Origin of the sequence: Lonsdalea quercina subsp. quercina, assembly GCF_000688655.1 — a bacterium.
In the GTDB taxonomy this organism is placed as follows: Bacteria; Pseudomonadota; Gammaproteobacteria; order Enterobacterales; family Enterobacteriaceae; genus Lonsdalea; species Lonsdalea quercina.
Map to the genome: position 1 here is coordinate 246,104 of NZ_JIBO01000008.1, position 25,531 is coordinate 271,634.

The 25,531-nt window shown below is 56.8% G+C and carries 25 protein-coding genes; 1 reads left to right on the forward strand and 24 read right to left on the reverse strand.

The annotated features are described in order from the left end of the window. Positions 1-63 precede the first annotated feature (63 nt). The 16 genes from tolA to sdhC form a co-directional block, all read right to left on the reverse strand. The gene (gene tolA, locus RZ35_RS10005; protein ID WP_026743178.1) at positions 64-1,173 is read right to left on the reverse strand and encodes a cell envelope integrity protein TolA; all 1,110 of its coding nucleotides are present in this window, start codon (positions 1,171-1,173) and stop codon (positions 64-66) included. A 56-nt stretch (positions 1,174-1,229) separates the two neighbouring features. Beyond that, a complete protein-coding gene (gene tolR / locus RZ35_RS10010) occupies positions 1,230-1,655 on the reverse strand; it encodes a colicin uptake protein TolR (protein WP_026743179.1) in 426 nt (141 codons plus the stop codon). 12 nt (positions 1,656-1,667) lie between these two features. After that, positions 1,668-2,354 (reverse strand): Tol-Pal system protein TolQ, encoded by a 687-nt coding sequence (tolQ, locus tag RZ35_RS10015; protein WP_026743180.1) that lies wholly within the window; start codon positions 2,352-2,354, stop codon positions 1,668-1,670. Continuing rightward, on the reverse strand, positions 2,351-2,755 hold the full coding sequence (ybgC, locus tag RZ35_RS10020; protein ID WP_026738984.1) for a tol-pal system-associated acyl-CoA thioesterase: 405 nt from the start codon (positions 2,753-2,755) through the stop codon (positions 2,351-2,353). The genes tolQ and ybgC overlap by 4 nt, the downstream gene beginning before the upstream one ends. A 140-nt stretch (positions 2,756-2,895) precedes the next feature. After that, a complete protein-coding gene (gene ybgE, locus RZ35_RS10025; protein WP_026743181.1) occupies positions 2,896-3,189 on the reverse strand; it encodes a cyd operon protein YbgE in 294 nt (97 codons plus the stop codon). Continuing rightward, positions 3,189-3,302, reverse strand: coding sequence for a cytochrome bd-I oxidase subunit CydX (gene cydX / locus RZ35_RS17350; protein WP_071999786.1), 114 nt, complete (start codon positions 3,300-3,302; stop codon positions 3,189-3,191). The genes ybgE and cydX overlap by 1 nt, the downstream gene beginning before the upstream one ends. A 16-nt stretch (positions 3,303-3,318) precedes the next feature. After that, complete coding sequence (cydB, locus tag RZ35_RS10030) at positions 3,319-4,458, reverse strand: cytochrome d ubiquinol oxidase subunit II (RefSeq protein ID WP_026738982.1); 1,140 nt, start codon at positions 4,456-4,458, stop codon at positions 3,319-3,321. A 12-nt stretch (positions 4,459-4,470) separates the two neighbouring features. Next, a complete protein-coding gene (cydA, locus tag RZ35_RS10035; RefSeq protein WP_026743182.1) occupies positions 4,471-6,039 on the reverse strand; it encodes a cytochrome ubiquinol oxidase subunit I in 1,569 nt (522 codons plus the stop codon). A 698-nt stretch (positions 6,040-6,737) separates the two neighbouring features. Then, on the reverse strand, positions 6,738-7,610 hold the full coding sequence (gene sucD / locus RZ35_RS10040; RefSeq protein WP_026743183.1) for a succinate--CoA ligase subunit alpha: 873 nt from the start codon (positions 7,608-7,610) through the stop codon (positions 6,738-6,740). Then, positions 7,610-8,776 carry an ADP-forming succinate--CoA ligase subunit beta gene (gene sucC, locus RZ35_RS10045; protein ID WP_026743184.1) on the reverse strand — a complete coding sequence of 389 codons (1,167 nt, stop codon included), beginning with the start codon at positions 8,774-8,776 and terminating at the stop codon, positions 7,610-7,612. Before sucC ends, sucD begins: the two co-directional genes overlap by 1 nt. Before the next feature lie 119 nt (positions 8,777-8,895). Further along, positions 8,896-10,131 carry a 2-oxoglutarate dehydrogenase complex dihydrolipoyllysine-residue succinyltransferase gene (gene odhB / locus RZ35_RS10050; protein WP_026743185.1) on the reverse strand — a complete coding sequence of 412 codons (1,236 nt, stop codon included), beginning with the start codon at positions 10,129-10,131 and terminating at the stop codon, positions 8,896-8,898. 16 nt (positions 10,132-10,147) lie between these two features. After that, a complete protein-coding gene (gene sucA / locus RZ35_RS10055; protein WP_026743186.1) occupies positions 10,148-12,955 on the reverse strand; it encodes a 2-oxoglutarate dehydrogenase E1 component in 2,808 nt (935 codons plus the stop codon). 240 nt (positions 12,956-13,195) lie between these two features. Beyond that, positions 13,196-13,912 (reverse strand): succinate dehydrogenase iron-sulfur subunit, encoded by a 717-nt coding sequence (locus RZ35_RS10060; RefSeq protein ID WP_026743187.1) that lies wholly within the window; start codon positions 13,910-13,912, stop codon positions 13,196-13,198. A 17-nt stretch (positions 13,913-13,929) separates the two neighbouring features. Then, positions 13,930-15,696 carry a succinate dehydrogenase flavoprotein subunit gene (gene sdhA / locus RZ35_RS10065; protein WP_026743188.1) on the reverse strand — a complete coding sequence of 589 codons (1,767 nt, stop codon included), beginning with the start codon at positions 15,694-15,696 and terminating at the stop codon, positions 13,930-13,932. Beyond that, a complete protein-coding gene (sdhD, locus tag RZ35_RS10070) occupies positions 15,696-16,043 on the reverse strand; it encodes a succinate dehydrogenase membrane anchor subunit (RefSeq protein ID WP_026743189.1) in 348 nt (115 codons plus the stop codon). Before sdhD ends, sdhA begins: the two co-directional genes overlap by 1 nt. Further along, a complete protein-coding gene (gene sdhC / locus RZ35_RS10075; RefSeq protein WP_026743190.1) occupies positions 16,037-16,426 on the reverse strand; it encodes a succinate dehydrogenase cytochrome b556 subunit in 390 nt (129 codons plus the stop codon). The genes sdhD and sdhC overlap by 7 nt, the downstream gene beginning before the upstream one ends. 653 nt (positions 16,427-17,079) lie before the next feature. Here sdhC and RZ35_RS10080 point away from each other — a divergent pair. Next, on the forward strand, positions 17,080-18,366 hold the full coding sequence (locus tag RZ35_RS10080) for a citrate synthase (RefSeq protein ID WP_026743191.1): 1,287 nt from the start codon (positions 17,080-17,082) through the stop codon (positions 18,364-18,366). A 143-nt stretch (positions 18,367-18,509) separates the two neighbouring features. On the opposite strand, the gene nei is transcribed toward RZ35_RS10080, so the two are convergent. The 8 genes from nei to RZ35_RS10120 all read right to left on the reverse strand — a co-directional run bounded on the left by nei (position 18,510) and on the right by RZ35_RS10120 (position 25,239). After that, on the reverse strand, positions 18,510-19,301 hold the full coding sequence (gene nei, locus RZ35_RS10085) for an endonuclease VIII (protein WP_026743192.1): 792 nt from the start codon (positions 19,299-19,301) through the stop codon (positions 18,510-18,512). Between the two features lie 28 nt (positions 19,302-19,329). Then, entirely contained in the window at positions 19,330-20,067 is a 738-nt protein-coding gene (gene pxpA / locus RZ35_RS10090) for a 5-oxoprolinase subunit PxpA (protein WP_026743193.1), read from the reverse strand. Further along, positions 20,057-20,986 carry a 5-oxoprolinase subunit PxpC gene (pxpC, locus tag RZ35_RS10095; protein WP_026743194.1) on the reverse strand — a complete coding sequence of 310 codons (930 nt, stop codon included), beginning with the start codon at positions 20,984-20,986 and terminating at the stop codon, positions 20,057-20,059. Before pxpC ends, pxpA begins: the two co-directional genes overlap by 11 nt. Then, positions 20,980-21,636, reverse strand: coding sequence for a 5-oxoprolinase subunit PxpB (gene pxpB, locus RZ35_RS10100; RefSeq protein WP_026743195.1), 657 nt, complete (start codon positions 21,634-21,636; stop codon positions 20,980-20,982). The genes pxpC and pxpB overlap by 7 nt, the downstream gene beginning before the upstream one ends. A gap of 76 nt (positions 21,637-21,712) precedes the next feature. Continuing rightward, complete coding sequence (locus tag RZ35_RS10105) at positions 21,713-22,456, reverse strand: type 2 GTP cyclohydrolase I (RefSeq protein WP_026743196.1); 744 nt, start codon at positions 22,454-22,456, stop codon at positions 21,713-21,715. Positions 22,457-22,479: 23 nt separating this feature from the next. Next, the gene (phrB, locus tag RZ35_RS10110) at positions 22,480-23,904 is read right to left on the reverse strand and encodes a deoxyribodipyrimidine photo-lyase (protein WP_026743197.1); all 1,425 of its coding nucleotides are present in this window, start codon (positions 23,902-23,904) and stop codon (positions 22,480-22,482) included. Between the two features lie 22 nt (positions 23,905-23,926). Continuing rightward, positions 23,927-24,886 (reverse strand): YbgA family protein, encoded by a 960-nt coding sequence (locus RZ35_RS10115; protein ID WP_026743198.1) that lies wholly within the window; start codon positions 24,884-24,886, stop codon positions 23,927-23,929. Positions 24,887-25,032: 146 nt separating this feature from the next. Further along, a complete protein-coding gene (locus RZ35_RS10120) occupies positions 25,033-25,239 on the reverse strand; it encodes a YbfA family protein (protein ID WP_026743199.1) in 207 nt (68 codons plus the stop codon). Between the last annotated feature and the right edge of the window lie 292 nt (positions 25,240-25,531).

Sequence of the window (25,531 nt, forward strand, 5' to 3'; positions counted from 1 at the left end):
ACGATGACCAAGTCTGTCGACCATAGGCTTAATCTTAAATCCCTCGCGGAGCTTCAGGCTGCTTTACTGCGGCTTAAAGTCTATCGGGGCGTTCTTGAATGCTTCATAGACCTCACTGCTCGGCGGCTTAGGAATTCTGGCCTGCTTGGCTGCAGCGATAGCAGCCTGACACAGAGCAGGATCGCCACCTTCTGTAGTGACATCGATCAGCAGACCGTCCGGCGCTAGCTTGACGCGTAGCGTACACGTCCGGCCTTTATAGGATTCCCAGTCGTAAAACTTACTTTGAATCGCGGTTCTGATCTGACTGCCATAGCTATCTAATGCAGCCCCCGACGCTCCGCTCTTCGTATTTTTACCTACGCCGGCCGCGCCGCCGCTGCTCGCAGTAGAACCTGATTTGGGGGCATTTTTATCCGACGACAGTCCGCCGAGTAGATCGTCTACTTCGCTGTCCTGTTTGGCGGCTTCAGCCGCTGCGGCCTTTTTCTTGTCGTCAGCGGCTTTTTTAGCTGCCGCAGCTTCCGCTTTCTTGGCATTAGCTTCGGCTTTTGCCTTGGCGTCCGCCTCAGCTTTCTCTTTAGCCACTTCTTCCGCTTTGGCCTTTGCTTCCTGTTCAGCCTTTTTCTTCGCGTCTACGGCAGCCTGTTTTTTGGCTTCCTCTTCCGCCTGTTTTTTAGCGGCGGCCGCTTTGGCCTGTTGCTCGGCGTCAGCCTTTGCTTTCGCCGCCGCGGCCTCAGCCTGTTTCTGCTGTTCTTTAGCCTGCTGCGCCGCTTCTTCGGCTTGCTTACGCTGTTGTTCTTGCGCCCGCGCCTGATTTTTTGCTTCTTCTTGGGCCTGCAAACGCTCTTTTTCCAGCTCTTTCAAGCGTTGCTGTTCCGCCGCCTGCTTTTCCTGTAGCTCCTTCGCCTGCTGGTCGGCTTGCTTCTGACGCAGCTGCGCTGCTCGCTGCGCGTCGCGCTGTTGCTGCTGCTGACGACTGTATTGTTCGGCAACAGCGCCGGGATCGACCATCACGGCATCGATAGCAGACCCGCCTCCGCCGCCATTGCTGGCGTCCATTGACTGGTGCAAAGAGCTGACAATTAGCAGCGCAATCAAAATGACGTGCAAAACGGCTGAGATAATCAAAGCCCGTTTTAGCTTATCGTTTTGTCCGTTTCCCTTTAGCACAAGTCATTCCCAAATACAGTGTGGCCAAATAGATCACTCATACTCTGTTTACCGGCTCAAATCGGTTGCGTCATCAGACCCACGGATTTCACGCCGGCCTGGTGGAGTAAATTAAGCGCTTTGATGATTTCGTCGTAAGGCACCTCTTTGGCACCCCCGATCAGGAATACCGTTTTCGGATTGGCGCCGAGACGAGATTGGGCTTCGGCTACCACCTGCTCTGCCGGCAATTGTTCCATACGATTATGATCGACCACCAGGCTATAGCGGCCGATACCGGAAACCTCGACAATCACAGGCGGATTATCATCGCTGGAAACGGTTTTGGAATCCGTGGCATCCGGCAGATCGACCTCGACGCTTTGCGTGATAATCGGCGCCGTCGCCATGAAAATCAGCAGCAGCACCAACAGCACATCCAGCAAGGGGACAATATTGATCTCGGACTTCAGTTCCCGACGACCTCGACGTACACGTGCCATGCTCCCTCCTGATTAACGGTTGCTATCGCTGGAGAATGCCTGGCGATGCAGGATGGCAACAAATTCTTCCGTGAAGTTATCGTAGTTCTGTTCCAATCTGTTGACGCGCTGGTTCAGGCGGTTGTAGGCCATGACGGCAGGAATCGCGGCGAACAGACCGATCGCCGTGGCAATCAGCGCTTCCGCGATACCCGGAGCGACCATCTGCAAAGTCGCCTGCTTGACGGCGCCTAACGCGATGAAGGCGTGCATGATCCCCCATACCGTGCCGAACAGGCCGATGTAAGGACTGATAGAACCAACGGTTCCAAGAAAAGGAATATGAGTTTCCAGCGTTTCAAGTTCGCGATTCATCGAAATACGCATTGCCCGCGAGGAGCCTTCAACCGCCGCTTCGGGCGCATGATGATTGGCGCGGTGCAGTCGGGCGAATTCTTTAAAACCGGCATAGAAGATCTGCTCGGTCCCAGATAGGGTTTCACGTCGCGTCTGGCTTTCTTGGTACAGACGGGAGAGTTCGATACCCGACCAGAATTTATCTTCAAACGCTTCAGCATCACGGGTCGCCGCGTTAAGGATACGGGTACGCTGTATAATGATTGCCCAGGACGCAATGGAAAAACCGATTAAAACTAGCATGATTAGCTTCACAAGAAGGCTGGCCTTCAGAAACAAATCAAGAATATTCATGTCAGTCACTGCTTAAACTCCGCGACAAAAGACTTAGGAAGCGCAATCGGCTTCATTTGGTGTGGGTCGATGCATGCGATCAAAAATTCGGCCTGGCTCATCACTTCGCCCTGGGGATTGAGAATGCGCTGTACAAACGTCATGGACGCCCGTCGAAGCGAAACGATCTCGCTTTGCACTTCCAGCAAATCATCAAGGCGCGCCGGAGAGAAGTACTCCACTGTCATCTTACGTACGACAAAGGCGAGCCTCTGCTCCATTAGCTGTTGTTGATGAACACCGTGCTCACGCAGCATTTCCGTGCGAGCTCTTTCATAAAACGCAGCATAGCGTGCGTAATAAACCACGCCACCAGCATCAGTATCTTCATAATAGATGCGAACTGGCCAGCGGAACACTTGATTACTCACTTTATATCCCAGCAATTGATGCGATAAAACTTAGGCTACTATACGCAAGAGAATTGTGGTTTGGAATGGGAAGAATGTACAGGCTGGTAAATAAATGTGAGCCGGAAACGGCCCACATGACAAGGGATAGAGCGCGAAGATTATTGGAAAAAATAGTACAAACCGGCGGCCAAAATGATGGCCGCGGGCAAGGGTGAGAAGAAGGCTTTCCAGCGCAAGCGCTGCGGCCTAAATCCCGTCCCATGAATCACCCCCGCGCAAACCGCCCACATCAGGACGAAAGCCTGCCAGACGGCCAATGTGCTGGTTTTCGCCGCAAAACGTGACGGGTCCCAAAAAACGCACCCCGCCAGCAGCAGGGCCATGATCAGGGAAAGGGCCCGTAACGGGCCCTTGTCCATGATGCAGTAAAGACGATGAATAAGTTGACTCATCACGCGTCGTCTTTTCCCGCTTTGGCATCTTCAACATGCTCAATCGCCAACGCGGTAATCACGCCCAGCGAGCAGGCAAGAAGCGTTCCGAGTATCCAGGCAAAATACCACATAAAATAAGCTCCTTACTTAGTACAGGGAATGCGAGTTCTGCTCGACATGCTCTTTAGTGATGCGACCGAACATTTTGTAGTAGCACCAGGTGGTGTAACACAGAATGATCGGGACGAAGACGATCGCCACGCAGGTCATGACCTTCAGCGTCAGCAGACTAGATGTGGCATCCCACATCGTCAGACTGGCGTTCGGCATCGTGATCGACGGCATAACAAATGGGAACATCGTGATACCGGCCGTCAGGATGACGCAGGCGATACTCAGCGAGGAGAACAGGAACGCCAGCGCGCCCTTTTCCACGCGAGCCATCAACACCGTAAACAGCGGGAACACCACACCCAACAGTGGAATAGCCCACAAAGCAGGATAGTGATTGAAGTTGACTAACCAGGCACCCGCCTGATGGACCACTTCTTTACGCAACGGGTTAGATTCCGCGGCGGTATTGATCACCGATGTCACGGTGTAACCGTCGATGCCGTAGACGACCCAGACACCAGCCAGGGCGAAGGTGATGAACAGAACCAACGACGCCAACTGCGCTACGCCCTTAGCGCGCAGGTGCAGTTCGCCGTTGGTACGCATCATCAGGTAAGTCCCGCCCTGAGCCAGAATCATGCTCACGCTGACCACGCCCGCCAGCAGACCAAACGGGTTCAGCAGCTGGAAGAAATTACCGGTGTAGTACAGTCGCAGATAGGCATCGATGTGGAAAGGTACGCCCTGCAACAGGTTGCCGAAAGCAACGCCGATAACCAGGGGCGGCACGAAGCTACCGATGAAAATGCCCCAGTCCCACATGTTGCGCCAGCGCGCGTCTTCAATCTTCGAACGGTAGTCGAAACCGACCGGACGGAAGAATAACGACGCCAGTACCAGGATCATGGCGACATAGAAGCCGGAGAACGCTGCGGCGTAGACCATCGGCCAGGCGGCGAACAGCGCGCCCCCCGCCGTGATCAGCCATACCTGGTTGCCGTCCCAGTGAGGCGCGATGGAGTTAATCATAACGCGACGTTCAACGTCGCTGCGGCCCATCAGGCGGACCAACATCCCCACGCCCATATCGAAGCCGTCGGTGATGGCGAAGCCAATCAGCAGTACGCCGATGAGCGCCCACCAGACAAAACGCAGTACTTCATACTCAAACATAGTGGACTCCTGTTACCTTGCTTCCGTCGCTGCAGCGGTCGGCTGTTCAAAGTGATATGCACCCGTTTTCAGGCTGCTTGGCCCCAGACGCGCATACTTGAACATCAGGTACATTTCTGCGACGAGGAACAACGTGTACAGACCGCAAATTAATCCCATAGAGAACAGCAGATCGCCTGCTGTCAGCGATGAGTTGGCGACAGAGGTCGGCAGCACTTCGCCAATCGCCCAAGGCTGACGACCATATTCCGCGACGAACCATCCGGCTTCCACCGCGATCCACGGTAAAGGAATACCGTACAACGCGGCACGATGCAGCCATTTACGCTGACCGATCTTGTTGCGGAGCACGGTCCAGAAAGAGAGGCCGATGATGATCAGCATCAGGATCCCACAGGCCACCATGATGCGGAACGAGAAGTACAGCGGCGCCACGTGAGGAATAGAGTCTTTCACGGCCATTTGGATCTGTGCTTCGGATGCATCGGACACCTGCGGCGTATAGCGTTTCAGCAGCATGCCGTAACCCAGGTCCTGCTTGCTGGCGTTGAAGGCTTCACGAACGGCGGGGTCAGTGTTGCCTGCGCGCAGTTGCTCAAGCAGATGGTAGGCGTTCATGCCATTACGGATGCGCACTTCGTGCTGCTCCATCAGATCTTTCAGACCCGTCACGGTTTTATCTGTAGAACGCGTTGCAATCAGGCCTAGAACATAAGGAACCTGAATCGCATATTTGTTCTCTCTGGCTTCTTGATCCGGCAGGCCAAAGAGCGTGAACGCAGCTGGAGCAGGCTGTGTTTCCCATTCGGCTTCGATTGCAGCCAGCTTGGTCTTCTGAACGTCGCCCATTTCGTAACCGGATTCGTCACCCAGTACGATAACAGACAGCACGGAAGCCATCCCGAAGCTGGCGGCGATAGCGAATGAACGCTTGGCGAACGCGATATCGCGGCCTTTCAGCAGATAGTAAGAGCTGATGCCCAGAATGAACATGGCGCCCGTACAGTATCCGGCGGCAACCGTGTGCACAAACTTCACCTGTGCAACTGGGTTGAAGACCAGAGTCGCGAAACTCACCATCTCCATGCGCATAGTTTCGAAGTTGAAGTCGGAAGCGATAGGGTTTTGCATCCAGCCGTTGGCGATGAGAATCCACAGCGCGGAGAAGTTGGAACCCAGAGCGACCAGCCAGGTCACCGCCATATGCTGTACCTTGCTCAGGCGATCCCATCCGAAGAAGAACAAGCCGACGAAGGTGGACTCCAGGAAAAACGCCATCAGGCCTTCGATAGCCAATGGCGCCCCGAAGATATCACCAACATAGTGAGAGAAGTAAGACCAGTTGGTCCCAAACTGGAATTCCATGGTCAGCCCGGTAGCCACGCCAAGTGCGAAGTTGATCGCAAACAGCTTGCCCCAGAACTTGGTCATATCTTTATAAATTTGTTTGCCAGACAGGACGTAGACCGTTTCCATGATTGCCAGCAGGAACGCCATCCCCAGCGTTAGTGGCACAAACAGGAAATGGTACATTGCTGTCAAGGCAAACTGTAAACGTGACAGTTCGACTATATCAAACATCTTGACTCCTTGCTCCTCGCAGGAAGGTTTCGCTCGCAGTAGAGGCAATCCGTTGAATAACGGCTGCAATACCCTAAAAGAACACAACTAATTGCTGAACACAGGCTTAAACATCGCATGACGAAAATCCCACCACGACATGCTGTCTAATTAAAATAAGCCTAAGAAAGGTTATAAAAATTACCAATATCGCACCTAAAATGAAGTGACCGGTATATTACGCCTACAATCCCCTGTAATAAATAGGTTTTTACGTGACGCTGGTTAGGGTTTTGATTTAACCCCGCCCTCACAATCACATACCTTTGGCAGATAATTGATCGGGCGCAATTTAAGCGTATTTTGACGAAGATATCCAGTGTGCATTTTTTGATTTGGCGCAATATCCGCCTTTCATGTTAACAATGGGACACATTCCATTTTCATTAGGCTGATGTTGTTAATTTGACGTGACCGTAACGTTTCAATAATTAATATTTGCCGACTTGTCGATCAGGGTAATTACTGCAATTTTGTTTATATATGATGACGGTTTTTATATTTATGGGTTTATATTGTTGCCGCAACGTTATTTTTAGAAATGAGAGTCATTACCATTTAAATATTCGCCTATCGCAAACATAAAAAAGACCATCCGAAGATGGTCTTTATGGTGGTCATGACGCTTTAGCTATCCGCGAAATCAATCGTTCACCCCATTAACGGGTAATGATACTTTTTACCGCTTCGCCGATATCCGCCAGGCTACGCACCGTCTTCACGCCAGCCGCTTCCAACGCAGCGAATTTCTCGTCAGCCGTTCCTTTCCCGCCTGCGATGATGGCGCCGGCATGACCCATCCGCTTCCCTTTCGGCGCAGTGACGCCCGCAATATAGGCGACAACGGGTTTGGTCACGTGATCTTTGATGAAAGCCGCGGCTTCTTCTTCCGCCGTACCGCCGATTTCGCCAATCATGACAATCGCTTTCGTGAGCGGATCTTGCTCGAACAGTGACAGAATATCGATGAAGTTTGAGCCTGGAATGGGATCGCCGCCGATGCCAACGCAAGTAGACTGGCCCAGACCGACGTCCGTCGTCTGCTTGACCGCTTCATAGGTCAGCGTACCGGAGCGTGAAACGATGCCGACATTTCCCGGCAGATGAATATGGCCGGGCATAATGCCGATTTTACATTCGCCCGGCGTAATCACACCCGGACAATTCGGGCCGATCATTCTCGCCCCGGTCTGCTCCAGCTTGGCTTTCACCGTCAACATGTCTAGCGTAGGGATACCTTCGGTGATGCAAATAATCAGCTCGATGCCCGCATCAATTGCTTCCAGAATGGAATCTTTGCAGAAAGGCGCCGGAACATAGATGACCGACGCCGTCGCGCCGGTGGCCGCAACGGCGNCGCGTACCGTGTTGAACACAGGCAAACCCAGGTGTTGGGTACCGCCCTTGCCCGGCGTAACCCCGCCAACCATCTGAGTCCCATAGGCTATCGCCTGGTCGGAGTGGAACGTTCCCTGACTCCCGGTGAAACCCTGGCAGATCACTTTGGTATTTTTATCGATCAGAATAGACATTAATTTCCCTCCACGGCAGCGACCACCTGCCGAGCCGCATCCGCCAGGCCGGTTGCAGNAATGATATTCAGACCGCTCTCCGCCAGCTTCTGCGCGCCAAGATCCGCATTGTTACCTTCCAGACGCACCACCACCGGTACGTTGACCCCCACTTCCGCCACGGCACCGATGACGCCATCCGCGATCAGGTCACAGCGTACGATGCCGCCGAAAATGTTGACCAGCACCGCTTTGACCTTGCTGTCTGACAGAATGATTTTAAAAGCTTCGGTCACGCGCTCTTTGGTCGCGCCGCCGCCCACATCCAAAAAGTTGGCCGGCGCGCCGCCGTGCAGCTTCACGATATCCATCGTGCCCATCGCCAACCCCGCGCCGTTGACCATACAGCCAATATTGCCGTCCAGCGCGACATAGTTCAGCTCCCACTGCGCCGCGTGTTCCTCACGCTCATCGACCTGACTCGGATCGTGCATTTCACGCAGCTCGGGCTGACGGAACAGCGCATTGCCGTCCACCGCCAGCTTGCCGTCCAGACAGAGCAGTTCGCCCTGCCCGGTGATGACCAGCGGGTTGATCTCAACCAACGCCAGATCGCGCTCCAGAAACAGCTTGGCCAACCCCATGAAAATCTGGGTGAACTGGGCAACTTGTTTACCGCTAAGGCCCAGTTTGAAGGCAAGCTCACGGCCCTGATACGGCAACGGTCCGGTCAAGGGGTCCAGCGCCGTTTTGTGGATAAGATGCGGCGTATCCTGCGCGACTTTTTCAATCTCTACGCCGCCTTCCGTGGACGCCATAAACACGACGCGACGACTGCCGCGGTCGACAACGGCCCCGAGGTACAGCTCGCTGGCAATGTCCGTCGCGGTTTCGACCAGCACCTGCTGCACCGGCTGCCCGTGGGCGTCAGTCTGATAAGTGACCAGTTGCTTGCCCAACCAGTGTTCCGCGAAAGCGCGAATTTCTTCTTTGCTGTTGACGNCTTTAACGCCGCCTGACTTACCTCTTCCCCCGGCATGCACCTGGCACTTGACGACCCACGGACCTTGGCCGATTTTCTCGGCGGCCTCTTCCGCCTCGCGGGGCGTCTTGCAGGCATAGCCCTCTGGAGCCGGTATGCCATACCGAGCAAAGAGCTGTTTTGCCTGATATTCGTGTAAATTCATGGTGTTCAATCCATTTTATATTTGAAGATAAATCCACGATTTTATGAGTGGCGATATACAGACGGTTTGGGTGACGAAAAGCGGCGTCAAGCCGCCCTACTCTATCTTGAACCTCTGCCTCAAACGTCCAGCAACAGACGCGCCGGATCTTCCAGCATGTCTTTGATCGTCACCAGGAAACTGACTGACTCGCGACCGTCGATGAGTCGGTGGTCGTAGGAAAGCGCCAAATACATCATGGGCAAAATGACCATCTGCCCTTCAACGGCCATCGGACGATCCTTAATGGCGTGCATCCCCAGAATCGCGCTTTGCGGGGGATTAATGATCGGTGTCGACATCAATGAACCAAACACGCCGCCATTGGTGATGGTGAAGTTTCCCCCCGTCAACTCATCCACGGTGAGTTTGCCATCACGCCCCTTAATTGCCAGTTCCTTAATCTGTTTCTCGATATCCGCCATGCTCAGCATATCGACATCTTTCAGCACCGGCGTCACCAGACCACGCGGTGTAGAGACGGCAATGCTGACGTCGAAGTAGTTGTGGTACACCACATCTTCGCCATCCAGGGAGGCATTCACTTCGGGAAAACGTTTGAGCGCTTCTACCACCGCTTTGATATAGAACGACATAAATCCCAGGCGGACGCCATGCCGTTTTTCGAACGCTTCACCGTACTGTTTTCGTAGCGCCATCACGGGTTTCATATTGACTTCGTTAAACGTCGTCAGCATGGCCGTACTATTTTTGGCTTCGAGCAGTCGCTCGGCTACCCGCTTGCGCAGGCGCGTCATCGGCACCCTTTTTTCACTGCGGCGGTCCAGCGAAGAGTCAGATGCCGGTACTGCCGCAGCCTCTCCCGCGCACGCCGGAGCGACTACGGCGGCATCGCGCTGCCGGGTAAGCTGTTTTTCGACATCTTCCCGGGTGATGCGACCGCCCACGCCGCTGCCCGCAATCGCCGACGCGTCCAAATCATGCTCCGCGATCAGTCGGCGGATCGCCGGACTCAGCACGTCGTTGCTCCCCTCCTCCAGCCCGGCGGTGTAACGCTGGGCTGGCGTAGACTCCTTGTTCGCCGGTTTTTCGCTGGACTCTTTGCCGCTACTGTCGCCGGGCCGCAAACGCCCGAGGATCTGGCGTGAGGTCACGGTCGCACCTTCTGCTTCCAGTACCGTATCCAAGATGCCGGCTTCGGAGGCAGGCACTTCCAGCACCACCTTGTCAGTTTCGATTTCAACCAGCACTTCGTCACGCTGGACGCTGTCGCCCGGCTGCTTGCGCCAGGTCGCCACGGTGGCGTCGGCGACGGACTCGGGCAGGTCGGGAACCAGTATATCTACGCTACTCATTATCTATCCTTTTGATTCAATTAACGTTCAGCGCGTCATCAACAAGATCTTGCTGTTGCTTTTGGTGGACGGACATGTACCCCACGGCGGGCGATGCGGATGCCGGTCTGCCGGCATAACGCAGGGAAGCGCCGAAGGGGATCGCCTCGCGCAGATGATGCTGGCTGCAGTACCAGGCGCCCTGATTCAGCGGCTCTTCCTGACACCAGACGAAATCGAGAACGTGAGCGTACGGTTCCAGCACGGACTGCACATATTGCTGAGGGAAGGGATACAACTGCTCGATGCGGACAATCGCCACATTTTTCTGCTCATTCTTGCGTCGTTTTTCCAACAGATCGTAATAAACCTTACCTGCGCACATCACGACGCGCTTCACCTCGCGCGGATCGATGTCGTCGGCCTCGCCAATCGCTGGCTGGAATTTACCGGAGGCCAGCTCATCCAGCGTCGATGTCGCTAGCGGATGANGCAGCAGCGACTTCGGCGACATCACCACTAATGGACGGCGCATTCCACGCAGCGCCTGACGCCGCAGCATGTGGTAAACCTGCGCCGGGGTGGAAGGGATGCAGACCTGCATATTCTGTTCAGCGCACAGCTGCAAATAGCGTTCCAGGCGGGCCGAGGAGTGTTCGGGTCCCTGCCCTTCATAGCCGTGCGGCAGCAGCATCACCAGGCCGCACATCCGTCCCCATTTCTGCTCGCCAGAGCTGATGAACTGGTCAATCACCACCTGTGCGCCGTTGGCGAAATCGCCGAACTGCGCCTCCCAGATGGTCAGCGTACGCGGCTCGGCCGTGGCATAACCGTATTCGAAGGCCAGCACCGCCTCTTCCGACAGCACCGAGTCCCATACTTTAAACTCCCCTTGCGCATTATGCACATGCGATAACGGCGTATAGGTAGAGCCATTCTTCTGGTTGTGCACGACCGCGTGACGGTGAAAGAAGGTGCCGCGGCCGGTATCTTCACCCGACAGCCGAATAGGAATGCCTTCATCTACCAGCGTGGCGTAGGCCAGCGTTTCAGCGCCGCCCCAGTCAAAAGGCTTACCGCCCTCTGCCATTTCGGCGCGGTCATGGTATATTTTCACGACCCGAGACTGCATTTCGATCGCCGGAGGGATGGTGCTGATACGTCGGGCCAGCTCCTGCAGGCGCTTCCTGTCTACCTGATGCGGGTAGTCTTCGTCCCAGTCGTGATTGAGATAGGGCATCCACGCCAGCGCCTGCGTATCCATCGGCAGCCACTCTTCCACCACGCATTCGCCCGCGTCCAGCGCGTCGCGGTAAAGGTTGACCATTTCGGTGGCGTCTTCCAGCTGAATCAACTGCTGCTGCTCCAGACGGTCCGCGTAGATTTTACGCGGCGTCGGGTGCTTTTTGATTTTGTGATACATCAAGGGCTGAGTGGCGCTCGGCTCATCGGCCTCGTTGTGACCGTGGCGGCGATAACACACCATGTCGATGAAGACGTCGCGCCTGAAGGTATTGCGGAAGTCGAGCGCCAACCGGGTCACAAAGGCCACGGCCTCGGGATCATCCGCGTTCACGTGGAAAATGGGCGCCTGCACCATTTTGCCGATGTCGGTGCAGTACTCGGTCGAACGCGCGTCGCGCGGATTGGAGGTTGTGAACCCTATCTGGTTGTTGATGACGATACGGATCGTCCCGCCGACGTCGTAACCGCGCGCTTTGGACATGTTCAGCGTTTCCTGCACCACGCCTTGACCGGTCATGGCCGCATCGCCGTGAATAGTGATGGGCAGGACCAGCGCGCTGCTGGGATTATCCAGACGGTCCAGACGCGCCCGCACCGAGCCGATGACGACCGGGCTGACGATCTCCAGATGCGAGGGGTTGAAGGCCAGCGCAAGGTGCACCCTGCCGCCTTCAGTATCGACATCCGAAGAGAAGCCCTGATGATATTTCACATCGCCCGTGCCGAGATGCTCCTTGTGCTTGCCGATGAACTCGTCGAACAGATCCTGCGGCTTTTTGCCCAAGACGTTGACCAGCACATTCAGGCGTCCACGGTGCGCCATCCCCAAGACCACCTCGCGCGTGCCGTTTTTACCGGCATGCCGCACGATTTCTTTCAGCATCGGGATTAGCGCGTCCCCGCCTTCCAGAGAGAAACGTTTGGCGCCGGGGAATTTCGCGCCCAGATAGCGCTCCAGCCCTTCCGCCGCCGTCAACTCTTTTAGAAAACGCTTACGCTCATCGACACTGAACGACGGCTGACCGACCACGGATTCGATGCGCTGCTGAATCCAGCGTTTCTCTTCCGTATTGGTAATGTGCATATACTCCGCGCCGATGGGGCCGCAGTAGGTCTGCCGCAGCGCCGCGTACAAATCCCTCAGCTTCATGGTCTCTTTGCCGATAGCGAACGAACCTACGTTAAAGGTATCGTCCAAATCCGCTTCGGTCAGATTGTGATAGGCGAGGTCAAGGTCAGGAACGGGCTCTTGTTTCCAAAGATCCAACGGGTCGAGGTTGGCATGCTGATGGCCGCGAAAGCGAAACGCATTGATGAGCTGCAGCACTTTGACCTGTTTGGCGTCGCTGTCCGGGTCGTGGATAGAGGAGGTGTACCGTGAACTGTCCTTCGCCAGACGACGAAAATAGTCTCGGGTTTGAGAGTGCAGTTGATCGGGTTTGACTCCCGTCGCCNCCATTTGCTGGAAAATCGTTTGCCAACTGGTGTCGATAGAGGCCGGATCGGTTAAATAATCTTCATAGAGCTGCTCTATGTAGGACTGGTTCGCCCCCGCCAGATAGGAGGAATCCAACCAGGCCTTCATTGCACCATTCTGCATTATGATCCCTTAAGCTGATGTGCTTCAGTTTTCGCCGTGGTTAACATTTTTTTGCGCCGCATCAAAAGCGGCGTTGCCGGATAAGCGGTTCACTCCGCATGCCGNCGGTGAGCCTGGTGAGCTAAATTCAGCCCGCCAAGGGAACCGAATGATCAGGGTCTATCGCGCCTGAATGCGGGATAAAAACCCATTCCCGATGGCCCCAGTCCGAAGTCGGAGGCCTTAAGCTCGATGCGTCCGTCAGGCGCCGCGCTGCAATAACATTGACTTAATATGGCCGATGGCGCGCGTCGGATTCAAACCCTTCGGGCACACGCTGACGCAGTTCATGATGCTGTGACAACGGAACACGCTGAAAGCGTCGTCAAGCCCGTCGAGACGCGGCTTGGTTTCCGAATCACGGCTGTCGATCAGGAATCGGTACGCCGTCAGCAACCCGGCAGGCCCGATGAATTTATCCGGATTCCACCAGAAAGAGGGACAAGAGGTGGAACAGCAGGCGCACAAGATACATTCATACAACCCGTCCAGCTTCGCCCGGTCCTGCGGCGATTGCAAATTTTCACGTGCTGGAGGATTCTTCCCATTATTCAACAGGTAAGGTTTAACTTTCTCATATTGGGCATAGAATTGCCCCATGTCTACCACCAAATCGCGTACCACCGGCAATCCCGGCAGCGGTCGAATCACGATTTTGTGGTTGCCGCGACGCAGGCTGGACACCGGTGTGATGCATGCCAGACCGTTTTTACCGTTGATATTCACCCCATCCGAACCGCACACGCCCTCACGGCAAGAGCGGCGAAAGGTGAGCGTAGGGTCTTGCTCCTTGAGCTGGATTAATGCGTCCAGCAGCATCATGTCCGTCCCTTCGTCGGCTTCCAACTGGTAGTCCTGCATCCGTGGAGCGTTATCCATATCCGGGTTGTAACGATAAATCGAAAATTCAAGTTTCATCGCCGTCTCTCCGTCTTCTAATAGGTGCGCACTTTCGGCGGGAATGCCTCGCGTAGCGTCGGCTGCATGTTCACCTCGCGGCGCGTCATGCTTTCGGTCTCCGGCAGATACAGCGTGTGGCAAAGCCAGTGTTCATCATCGCGATCGGGGTGGTCGGAGCGGCTATGCGCGCCACGGCTTTCCGTGCGGTAATTCGCAGCCAGCGCGGTGGCGAACGCGGTATCCATCAGATTATCCAGTTCCAGACACTCGATGCGCTGGGTGTTGAACTCCTGCGACGTGTCGTCCAGACGGGCGNGTTGCAACCGCTCGCGGATTGTTTTCAGCTCCTCCAGCCCCTGAGCCATCGCGTCGGCTTCGCGGAAGACGGAGAAGTTATGTTGCATGCACTCCTGCAAAGCCCGGCGGATCTCTACGGGGCTTTCCCCATCGCGGTTGTTGTTCCAGCGGTTGAGACGTGTCAGCGAGGCCTCGATATCCGACTCGCTGGCATCGCGGCTGGCGCCCTGCTCCGACAAAGACGCTTCCAAATGCATCCCCACGGCGCGGCCGAACACCACCAGGTCGAGCAGCGAGTTACCGCCGAGACGATTCGCGCCGTGCACTGAGACACAGGCAATCTCCCCCACGGCGAACAGGCCGGGGATCACCACATCCTCGCCCTGTTCGTTAACGGTCAGCGCCTGACCGGTGATCTTGGTCGGTATGCCGCCCATCATGTAGTGACAGGTCGGGATCACCGGGATCGGCTCCTTCACCGGGTCGACATGGGCGAAGGTGCGGGAAAGCTCCAGAATACCCGGCAGGCGCGACTCCAGGACCTCTTTGCCGAGGTGGTCGAGCTTCAGCTTGACGTGCGGCCCCCACGGACCGTCGCACCCACGGCCTTCGCGGATTTCGATCATGATGGAGCGTGCGACGACGTCGCGGCCCGCCAGATCTTTCGCATTCGGCGCGTAACGTTCCATAAAGCGTTCGCCGTCTTTATTCAGCAAATAGCCGCCCTCGCCGCGACAGCCTTCAGTAACCAGCACCCCCGCTCCGGCGATCCCCGTCGGGTGAAACTGCCACATTTCCATGTCCTGCACCGGCACGCCGGCGCGTAGCGCCATGCCCACGCCGTCGCCGGTATTAATATGCGCATTGGTCGTTGACTGATAAATGCGCCCTGCGCCGCCGGTCGCCAGCACCGTCGCGCGGGCTTTGAAATAGACGACTTCGCCGGTTTCGATACAAATCGCAGTACAGCCCACCACCGCGCCGTCCTGATTTTTCACCAGATCCAGCGCGTACCACTCGGAAAAAATGGTGGTGTGATTTTTCAGGTTTTGCTGATAGAGCGTGTGCAGCAGCGCGTGTCCGGTGCGGTCGGCCGCCGCCGCGGTACGCGCCGCCTGCTCGCCGCCGAAGTTTTTCGACTGACCGCCGAACGGACGCTGGTAAATACGCCCGTCATCCAACCTCGAAAACGGCAGCCCCATATGCTCCAGCTCCAACACGGCTTCCGGTCCGGTCTTGCACATGTACTCAATGGCATTTTGATCGCCGATGTAGTCCGACCCTTTTACCGTGTCGTACATATGCCACTGCCAGTTATCCTCGTGGGTATTGCCCAGCGCGACCGTGATACCGCCCTGTGCGGAGACGGTATGGGAACGCGTCGGGAATACCTTGGAAATCAGGGCGCAGGACAGCCCCATCTGGGAAATTTGCAACGCGGCGCGCATACCCGCGCCGCCCGCGCCAACCACAACTGCATCAAACTCTCTGACCGGCAAATTCATTACGCCCCCCACACCACAATCGTTCCATAAATGACATACACCATCAGTACGACCACAATCGCCAACTGTAACGTGAGCCGAACGGCCAGCGGTTTGACGTAGTCGGTCAACACCTGCCACAGGCCGATCCAGGCATGCACCAGAATCGAAAACAGGGCCATCAGGGTGAGCACTTTAGTGAGACGCAGGGCGAAGAAATCACGCCAGAGGGGATAGGTGAGTTCGGGCGCAGTGACGTAAAACCCCACCAGATACAAAACGTACAGCACGATGACGATGGCAGCAGCGCGAAGTAATAACCAATCGTGTACTCCATTACGCCCAAGTGCAGAAGCATTGCTTACCATACAAGGACTCCAGACAAGATTGAAAGCACGACAGTAATAACAAAAGCGATCCATGCGGAGCGTTCACCCGAGGCAAACGTTTCCTCTATGCCGCCAAAATCCATCAGCAGATGACGCAAACCACCCACGGCATGGTAGGCCAGCGCGGTGAGAATCCCCCAGACGATCAATTTGGCGATGACGCTATCCATCATGGCCGACGCCTGCATGAAGCCATCTTCGGAAGACAGAGAGAGGCCCAGCAGCCAGAGCAGGATACCGATTGAAACAAAGGTGATGACGCCGGAAACGCGATGGAGAATAGATGCTACCGCGGTAGCAGGAAAGTGGAACGTTCGCAGATCCAGATTCACAGGTCTTTGTTTTTTCACAGGTTCGCCCACACAACTTTTATTATTTTCTTACTCCGGACCTGTTGTGGGGGTCAGACAGCATGAACGGTTGCATAAAGGAAGATAAGTCGGGCATCTCCTTGTTTCGCCGCACGCCCCATCAGCCAATTTTAAGCCTGGGCGGCGCAAACCTATCACGCTGGGTGCTCCTACTGCAGGGTATTCCGGAGACCTGAAAAAAGTATAGGTGCTTCACAATATCATTACAAATAGCACACATAGAGTTTAAGGGAATTTGCTGGGAATGGTGAATTGGATCACGCATTTAACAATTTATTAAAAACAAACTGATTATGTAGGCGATTATTAAACATTAATTTAACAAATGATTGGGTGCTTGTGACTGATAACGAAGGTGAGAGACGACGCTTTTCGATTGAGATGGGTTGTGTAACAGTGTCGAAAGAGTCCACGTAAAAGTCATCGGTATGACTACACTCAATTTAGGACGACACGTCGGATTAACGGCAACCGCCTGACTCGAAACTGCCTGCGCTCAGCGGAAAATCACCGCCGCTGGCGCCGTCCTAAACAACCGGTTTTTACCGAGTCATGCCAGCCGGCTTCCGGTCGCCGCTCCCAGGTAGGATGACTCGCTGTCACGGTGAGCAATGTCGTTAACTAAAACGCTAAGGAGAATGTCAATGGCTGACAAACACGCAACGATTACTATCGACGGTCAAGAGCCTATCGCGCTTGATGTCCTGTCCGGTACGCTCGGTTACGACGAGATCGATATCCGCAGCCTCGGTGCGAAAGGTTATTTCACGTTCGATCCTGGTTTCACCTCCACAGCGTCCTGCGAGTCAAAAATCACCTTTATCGACGGCGATAAAGGCATCCTTCTGCACCGGGGTTACCCGATCGATCAGTTAGCTGATAAATCCAACTATCTGGAAGTCTGCTATCTGCTGCTGTTTGGAGAAGCGCCTACGCAGGCGCAATACGACGAATTCAAAACCATCGTGACCCGCCACACCATGATCCATGAGCAAATTACCCGCCTGTTTCACGGTTTCCGCCGCGACTCGCATCCGATGGCGGTGCTGTGCGGCGTGACCGGCGCGCTGGCCGCCTTCTATCATGACTCACTGGACATCAGCAATGCGCGGCACCGCGAGATTGCAGCCTATCGTCTGCTGTCAAAAATGCCGACCGTGGCCGCCATGTGCTACAAATATTCGCTGGGTCAGCCCTTCATCTACCCACGTAATGACCTCTCCTACGCGGGCAACTTCCTGCACATGATGTTCGCCACGCCGTGCGAAGACTATGTGGTGAATCCGGTGCTGGAACGCGCCATGGACAAAATTCTTATTCTGCATGCGGACCATGAGCAGAACGCCTCCACGTCGACCGTGCGCACCGCCGGATCGTCCGGGGCCAATCCTTTTGCCTGTATCGCCGCCGGCATCGCATCGCTGTGGGGCCCCGCCCACGGCGGCGCTAATGAAGCCTGTCTGCGAATGCTGGAAGAGATTAGTTCGGTCAAACACATCCCAGAATTTATTGAGCGCGCGAAAGACAAAAACGATTCGTTCCGGCTGATGGGATTCGGCCACCGCGTGTACAAAAATTATGACCCGCGCGCCACCGTCATGCGCAAAACCTGTCACGAAGTGCTGAAGGAGCTGAAAACCAAGGACGATCTGCTGGAGGTCGCGCTGGAGCTGGAGCACATCGCCCTGAACGATCCGTACTTCATTGAGCGCAAACTCTACCCGAATGTGGACTTCTACTCCGGCATAATCCTGAAAGCGATGGGGATCCCGTCATCGATGTTTACCGTCATCTTTGCGATGGCGCGTACGGNCGGATGGATTGCCCATTGGAGTGAGATGCACGGCGAAGGTCTGAAGATCGCACGTCCGCGCCAGCTATACACCGGTTACGAACGCCGCGACTTCGAACCCGAGGTGAAAGAGCATTGATGAAACGCGGCTCCGGGTCGGCGATGTTCGGTTCGGAGCGATACCATCGACTCTCCGTCGCCCCCTCTGATCGCCCATCGCGGCTCCCCTTCCGGAACCAACGTCATGCACATTTATTGCCGCCACACAGTGTCCTGCTCAGCTTAACGCTGGCAGTGGGGACAGCCGTAAAACGGGCGCGACGACAACACGGTGCGCTCAATAAGGTGACCACAGCGTTCGCAGGGCTTGCCAGCGCGATGGAAAACGCGAAAGCGGAACACGGCGCCGTGATGCCGTCGCTCACTCCCTTCGCCGCGAGTCCGATAAGATAAACGAGGGACGTCCAGCAGGGCCTGACTCAGGGCCGCCAGTTGCTCTGGCGACAAGTCCGCGGCGCGGCGCCGGGGCGCCAGCTCGGCCTGCCACAAAATCTCCGCCCGGAGGTAGTTGCCCAATCCGGCCAGGAAAGCCTGATCCAGCAATAGCCCGCTGAACTGGCGACGACGAAAACGAGGCAGCAGCAATCGCGCCTGCACTTGTTCAGCCGTCACCGTCATATCCAGCACATCCGGACCAATGCGTTGCAAGAAAGGATGCGTGGCCAGTTGGTCGACCGTCAGCATGTCGATATCGGAAGCGCTGTACAGAGACACAGCAGTGTCTGCCGCCGTCAGCCGAACGCGCAGGTCGCGTTTGGTCTCTGGCAACGTTTCGGGCAACCCCACGCGCCAAACGCCATACAGCTGATTGTGGCTGTACAGCACGAAATCGTTGGAAAAATAGGTCAGCAGGGCCTTGCCGCGGGTCACAATCCGCGTCACCTGCGACCCCGTCAGTTGTGGTTCATAGATTTTCAATGCGGGAAACGCGAACCAGGCGGCGGTCAGCGTTTTCCCGACGATAGCCGCCGACAGCGCATCGGCCGCGCGACGAATTTCAGGGCCTTCCGGCATAACCCCCGCTCCCGTTAACGCTATTTATTCAGCAGGCGGCGATGTGAATGCCGTACTGCGCAAAACTATGATGCAGCTTGTTGGCGAACTGCAACGCATGGTCGCCGTCGCCGTGCAGGCACACCGTATCGGCTTTCACCGGAACCCAACTGCCGTCGGTGGCGCGCACCCGCTGACGCTGGATCATTTCCAGCGTTTGCGCCAGCGCCAATTCATCGCTGGTGATCAGCGCGCTGATCTGATCGCGCGGCACCAGCGTGCCGTCGGCCTGATAGCTGCGATCGGCGAACACTTCTTCGCGCGTCTTCAGCCCGTGTCGTTTTCCGGCTTCAATCAGCTCGCTCCCCGCCAGACCGACCAGATGCAGCGAGGGATCGACCACTTGGACCGCTCTGGCGATCGCGTCCGCCAGCTGCGGATCTTTGGCGGCCTGATTATAAAGCATACCGTGGGGCTTCACGTGGAACATCCGCGCGCCCTCCGCTTTGACTAACGCCGCCAGCGCGCCGACCTGATAAACCACCTGAGCAAAGACCGCGTCGGGCGAAAGCTGCAACGCCCGGCGGCCGAAATGTTCCCGGTCGGGATAGCCCGGATGCGCGCCGATGGTGACGCCGTATTTGATGGCCGAGCGCACCGAACGATGCATCGTCTGCGCATCGCCGGCATGAAAACCGCAGGCGATGTTGGCGGAGCTGATCAACGGTAACAACGCCTCGTCATGTTTCCCGCCTTCTCCCAGATCCGCGTTCAAGTCAATCACCATGTAGCCTCCAAGCCAGTTGTTCCAGATAGTGCCGCTGAGTCAGCCATGCCTGCCGAGCCTCTGGCAGCGAACAGTGAACGAAGTGCACCTTCTCGCCCAGACGGATCTGGGCCAGATGATAAAGATCGGCGGCGATCACGCTGGCGATGCACGGATAGCCGCCGGTCGTCTGAGCATCCGCCATCAGGACGATCGGTTTGCCGTTGTGCGGCACCTGAATTACCCCCGGCAACACCCCGTGAGACAGTATCTCGCGGTGGGTAACGCGCTCCAGCGCCGGTCCCTGCAGCCGATATCCCATTCGGTTGCTTTGCGGGCTTAACTGCCAGCCGGTACGCCAGAACTCGTCGTGCGCGACTTCGCTGAATTCCTGATACTCCGGCCCGGTTAAANCCCGAACCCGGTTGTGAAACAGAAGCTGTTTTATGCCGATCGGCTTGCTCAGTTGCCGTCCAGGTGCGCCGAGTGGCAGGCTATCGCCATCCNCCAGCGGACGTCCTGACAATCCGCCGAAGGCGGCTTTAAGATCGGTGCTTCGCGACCCCAACACTTCCGGCACGTCGATGCCGCCGGAAATCGCCAGATAGCTGCGCATGCCGTGTCGCGGCATGCCCAGATGCAGCGTCTGCCCCGGCTCGACCGGGTAACGCCATCCGGTCCACAGCGTTTGACCATCCAGCTCCGCGCGCGCGTCCGCCCCGCTCAGCGCGATCCAGCTGCGGCGGGTGAATTTGGCCGTAAACTGACCGAGCGTGATCTCCAGCGCGGCCGTGTCGGCCTCATTCCCCACCAGCAGGTTGGCGATGCTCAGCGCGGGCACATCCAACGCCCCGCATTGACCAATGCCGAACTGGCGATGGCCGAAGCGGCCCAGGTCCTGAACCGTGGTTTGCAAACCCGCCCGAATAATAGTCAGCATAGGCCCTCCCGCTGTGGAACGAAGCGAACCCGATCGCCCGGCCGCAGCAGCGTCGGCGGCGTCGATGCGGGCGTGAACAGCGAAAGTTCTGTACGTCCTATCAGCTGCCAACCGCCGGGGGTGGATAAAGGATAAATACCGGTCTGATGGCCGCCAATGCCGACGGAGCCGGCAGGCACCTGCAAACGGGGTTCTGCGCGCCGCGGGGTATACAGCCGCGCATCCAGGTCGCCCAGATAAGCGAAGCCGGGCTGAAAGCCGATGAAGTAAACGACATAGCGCGTGGCGGCATGACATTCGACGACCTGACGCGGCGTCATACCGCAGTGCGCCGCGACATGCGCTAAATCCGGCCCATTCCCCCCGCCATAAATCACCGGGATATCGACTTCCCGAGAAGCCTGAGGCTTCGCCGAGATCTCATCCCAGGCATGGCGAAGCTGGGCTAACACCGCCGTCGGCGCGAACACCGGCTGGGCCAGAATGACGGTCAGATTATTCATTCCGGGAATGACCTCTTCTACCCCGCTTTCCCCGCGCAGACGCTCAGCCAGCGCCCAGATACGTTGCTGACTTTGCAGCGCCGGCGGCGCCGCCAGCTCAAGCACCGCCGCGCTCTCTCCCAGCAGATAACAGCGAACCTGTTGCATCCTTACCTCCCCTGAAAACCTCCGCCGCGACGCCGTATCACCGTCGTCCCGTCTCATCCCCAGCGATGACGGTCAATTAGGCCGGATTGGGAATGTCGATAAAGGTCACGTCAAAGCCATGCTGCTGCGCCAGCCATTCGCCCAGCGCGCGGATCCCCGCTCGCTCCGTGGCGTGATGCCCGGCCGCATAAAAGTGAAGTCCCATTTCTCGTGCGGTATGCACCGTCTTTTCGGATACTTCCCCGGTAATGAAGGCATCCACGCCGAAATCGGCGGCCTGATCGATAAATCCTTGCCCGCCGCCGGTACACCATGCCACGCGCTTGATCATCGCCGGCGCATGATCGCCGCAGTGCAGCACCGAGCGCCCTAACGCCTCCTCCAGCTGGTGGCGCAGCTCATCACCGCTCTGCGGCTGCCGCAGCTCGCCATAAGGCAGCAGCGAGTCGATCTCGCCCAGCGTCGTGATATTCAGCATGTTCGCCAGACAGGCGTTGTTGCCGATCTCAGGATGCGCATCCAAGGGCAGGTGATAGCCATACAGATTGATGTCGTTGGCCAATAGCGTCTTCAGACGCCGACGTTTCATTCCGCGGATAACCGCCGGCTCGCTTTTCCAAAAATAGCCGTGATGCACCAGCACCGCATCGGCCTGCTGCGCCACGGCGGCGTCCAGCAAGGCCTGACAGGCCGTCACCCCGGTAACGATACGTTTCACATCGCTGCGGCCTTCGACCTGCAGCCCATTCGGGGCGTAGTCGGAAAAAGCGGACACATTCAGAAATCGGTCGATCACGGTTTCCAGTTCGGTATTACGCATAGGTACAACGGCTCCCTGATAATTTATTGTGTGTTCTTGGCGGACTCGAACGCTGCCAGCGTGCGGGTTCTCGCCTGTTTATGGTCGACGATAGGCGCCGGGTAGTCTAGCTTTTGCCCCTGCTGTTCCGCCCAACGCAGAGGATGATGAATCGCTTTGCCGGGCACCTTCGACAGCTCCGGCACCCAGCGCCGGATAAAGTCGCCGTCCGGATCGAAGCGCTCCCCCTGCGTGCTCGGGTTGAAGATGCGGAAGTAGGGCGCAGAGTCGGTCCCCGTCGACGCGGCCCACTGCCAGCCGCCGTTGTTGGCGGCCAGGTCGCCGTCCACCAGTTGGCTCATGAAATACCGCTCACCCTCGCGCCAGTCAATCAGCAGATCCTTAATCAAGAAACTGGCGCAGATCATGCGTAGCCGGTTATGCATCCAGCCCATGTGATTAAGCTGTCGCATGCCCGCATCCACGATGGGGAAGCCGGTGCGGCCTTCCTGCCAGGCTTTAAGCCCTTTCGGGTCGTCCCGCCACTCAACCTGCTTCGTCCAGGGAATGAACGGCTGATGGCGACACAGCTCAGGGCTGAAAACCATCAAATGGCGGTAAAACTCCCGCCAGATCAGTTCGTTGAACCAGACAAAAGCGCTACTGTCTGGCTGACGTAGCGCCTCGGGATACTCGGCCAGNAGCGCCTCGAGACACTGCCGCGGGGAGATGACGCCGAGCGCCAGATACGGCGAAAGCTGGCTGGTGCCGGGCGCGGCGGGGAGGTCTCGCTGAGAGGCGTAGCCGTCGGCCTTCTGACGACAGAACTGACGCAGCCGCTGCTGCGCAGCCTCTTCGCCCGCCGGAAAGTCCTCGGATACTAAAATTGACGGATAGTCGAACGGCTTCACCGGCGGAACATCGTCCGTCATCTTGCCGCGCGCGGTCGGCGCTGGCACGCAGACGGTTTCGCTCTGCTGCAACCGTTTGACGAACGCTTTGCTGAACGGCGTGAAGACACGATACATCTTGCCGTCGCCCGTCATGACGCTGCCGGGCGGCAGCAGCAAGCTGTCATCAAAGCCCTGACAGACGACTTTGCCGTCCAGCGCCTGCTCCATTTTTCTGTCGCGCTGGCGTTCGTTCAGCTCGTACTGATAGTTGTAGAACAGGTTCGTCACCTGCTCGCGCTGGCAAAACTCGACCAGCGCATCAACGCTGTCGTTAAAGTCGCCGCACTGCTGATAGAACAGCGGGATGCCTTTATCATGCAGAGACTGCTGCAACCGTTGCAGGTTATCGAACATCAGGGCGGCCTGACGCTCGGACATGTCATGGTTAGCCCACTGCCGGGGCGTGGCGATGAATAACCCGATCACACGGGCTTTTTTATCCTGACAGGCAGCGTGGAGCGCGAGATTATCGCTCATGCGTAAATCGTGGCGAAACCAGACCAAGTGCGTAGCCATAGCGAGTCCTTATGACAACAAACTAGTAGCCGTACCGCAAGCGCAACGCTTCGGGATACGGCGCGAAATAGCGCTGCTGCTCGAGGTAGTCGTCCGGATATTCGGACAAATAGTGGCGCAGGAGCGTAATGGGAGCCAGCAGCGGCTGGACCCCTTGGCGATAACGATCGATAAGCTGGGTCAGCTCCTGGCGCTGTGAGGCATTCAGCTGATTGCGGAAATAGCCCTGCACATGCATCAGAACGTTGGTGTGATTGCGGCGGGTCGCGGGATTCGAGAGCAGCGACATCAAGCGCAGCCGGTATTCCGCAGCGAAGGCTTCCAGAGACTCCCACTGGTCCATCATGGCGACAAAACGTCCCAGCGTGCGGTATTCCGTCTGAGAATGGGCCAGCAACAGCAGCTTGTAACGGCTGTGAAACGCCACCAGCCGCCCGCGGGTCAGCCCTTGTTGCCATAGCTGATTCAGCTCATGCAGTGCGAAAACTCGCTCGATGAAGTTCTCGCGGAGCACCGCGTCATTCAGGCGGCCGTTCTCTTCTACAGGCAACCACGGCATGGCGGCCATCAGGTGTTCGGTAAAGAGACCCATGCCGCTTCGCCGCGCGTTTTTCTGGTCGGCGTCATACACGCGGACGCGCTCCATCCCACAGCTGGGGGATTTGGCGCAGACGATGTAGCCGCACAGATGGCTCAGTTCGTTCACCTTGCTTGCCGAGAAGGCGTGCATTTCCTCGGTCACGTCCAGATCGCTGCCGTTGCTGGCGCGCAACACGGTTTCATCGTGTTCGTTCTTGACCAAACGCAAGGCCGGACGCGGCGTCGGCAGCCCAACCGCGATTTCGGGGCATATCGGCTCAAAGCTGAAATAGGAGGTGAGTTGATCCGCAGCAAACCCAAAACGCTTGTGTCCGCCGTCAAAACGGACCTGATTTCCCAGCAGGCAGGCGCTTATGCCAACGGGAATTAACGAGTTCGACATGAGGTGCCTCATCAAAAGAAATTGCTATCTCAATAGCATAGCGGATTTACAGGCAACTCATGAGAAAGATGAGGAAAATCATGCCTTCGCGCCTGACGATTTCAGACGCGAAGGAGGGATAGATACGCGGTCCCTCGGCGCTGCGGTCAATAAAAGTGGCCGGCGGCATGCTCTGACTGCCTATGCCACACCGGTTCGTCGCTGGTTTTTAACCATACTCGATGCAGGTAACTGTAGAAACGGGCGCGATCGCGACGGAACAGCATCACCGGCAAAGCCAGCAGACCAATAATCACAACCGCGCTGCGGCGCAGAACAATACGGTGGAACGGGTAAGCGCAAGACATGGCCATCCTCCGAGTCATACGATGCGCGGGAGGCACTCCCGCAGGTGATGAACGCGTTACTGCAATAGGCTAAAACTCTACCCGCTTTGTGCCCGGTTAGCTACTCATCCGACCAGAAAACCGGGCCGTAATTATCCTAAAAATTGATGAAGGGATGGGCCTGACGATGATAAAAAAGCTGACTTTCGCCACCCGCGAATAAAACGCCGGAGACGCCTGGCTCTGGCGGAAACACCGCCGCTTATGTATTACTGTTAGACCCAACCCATGATTCACTGAGCCTTGCGATAAGGACCGT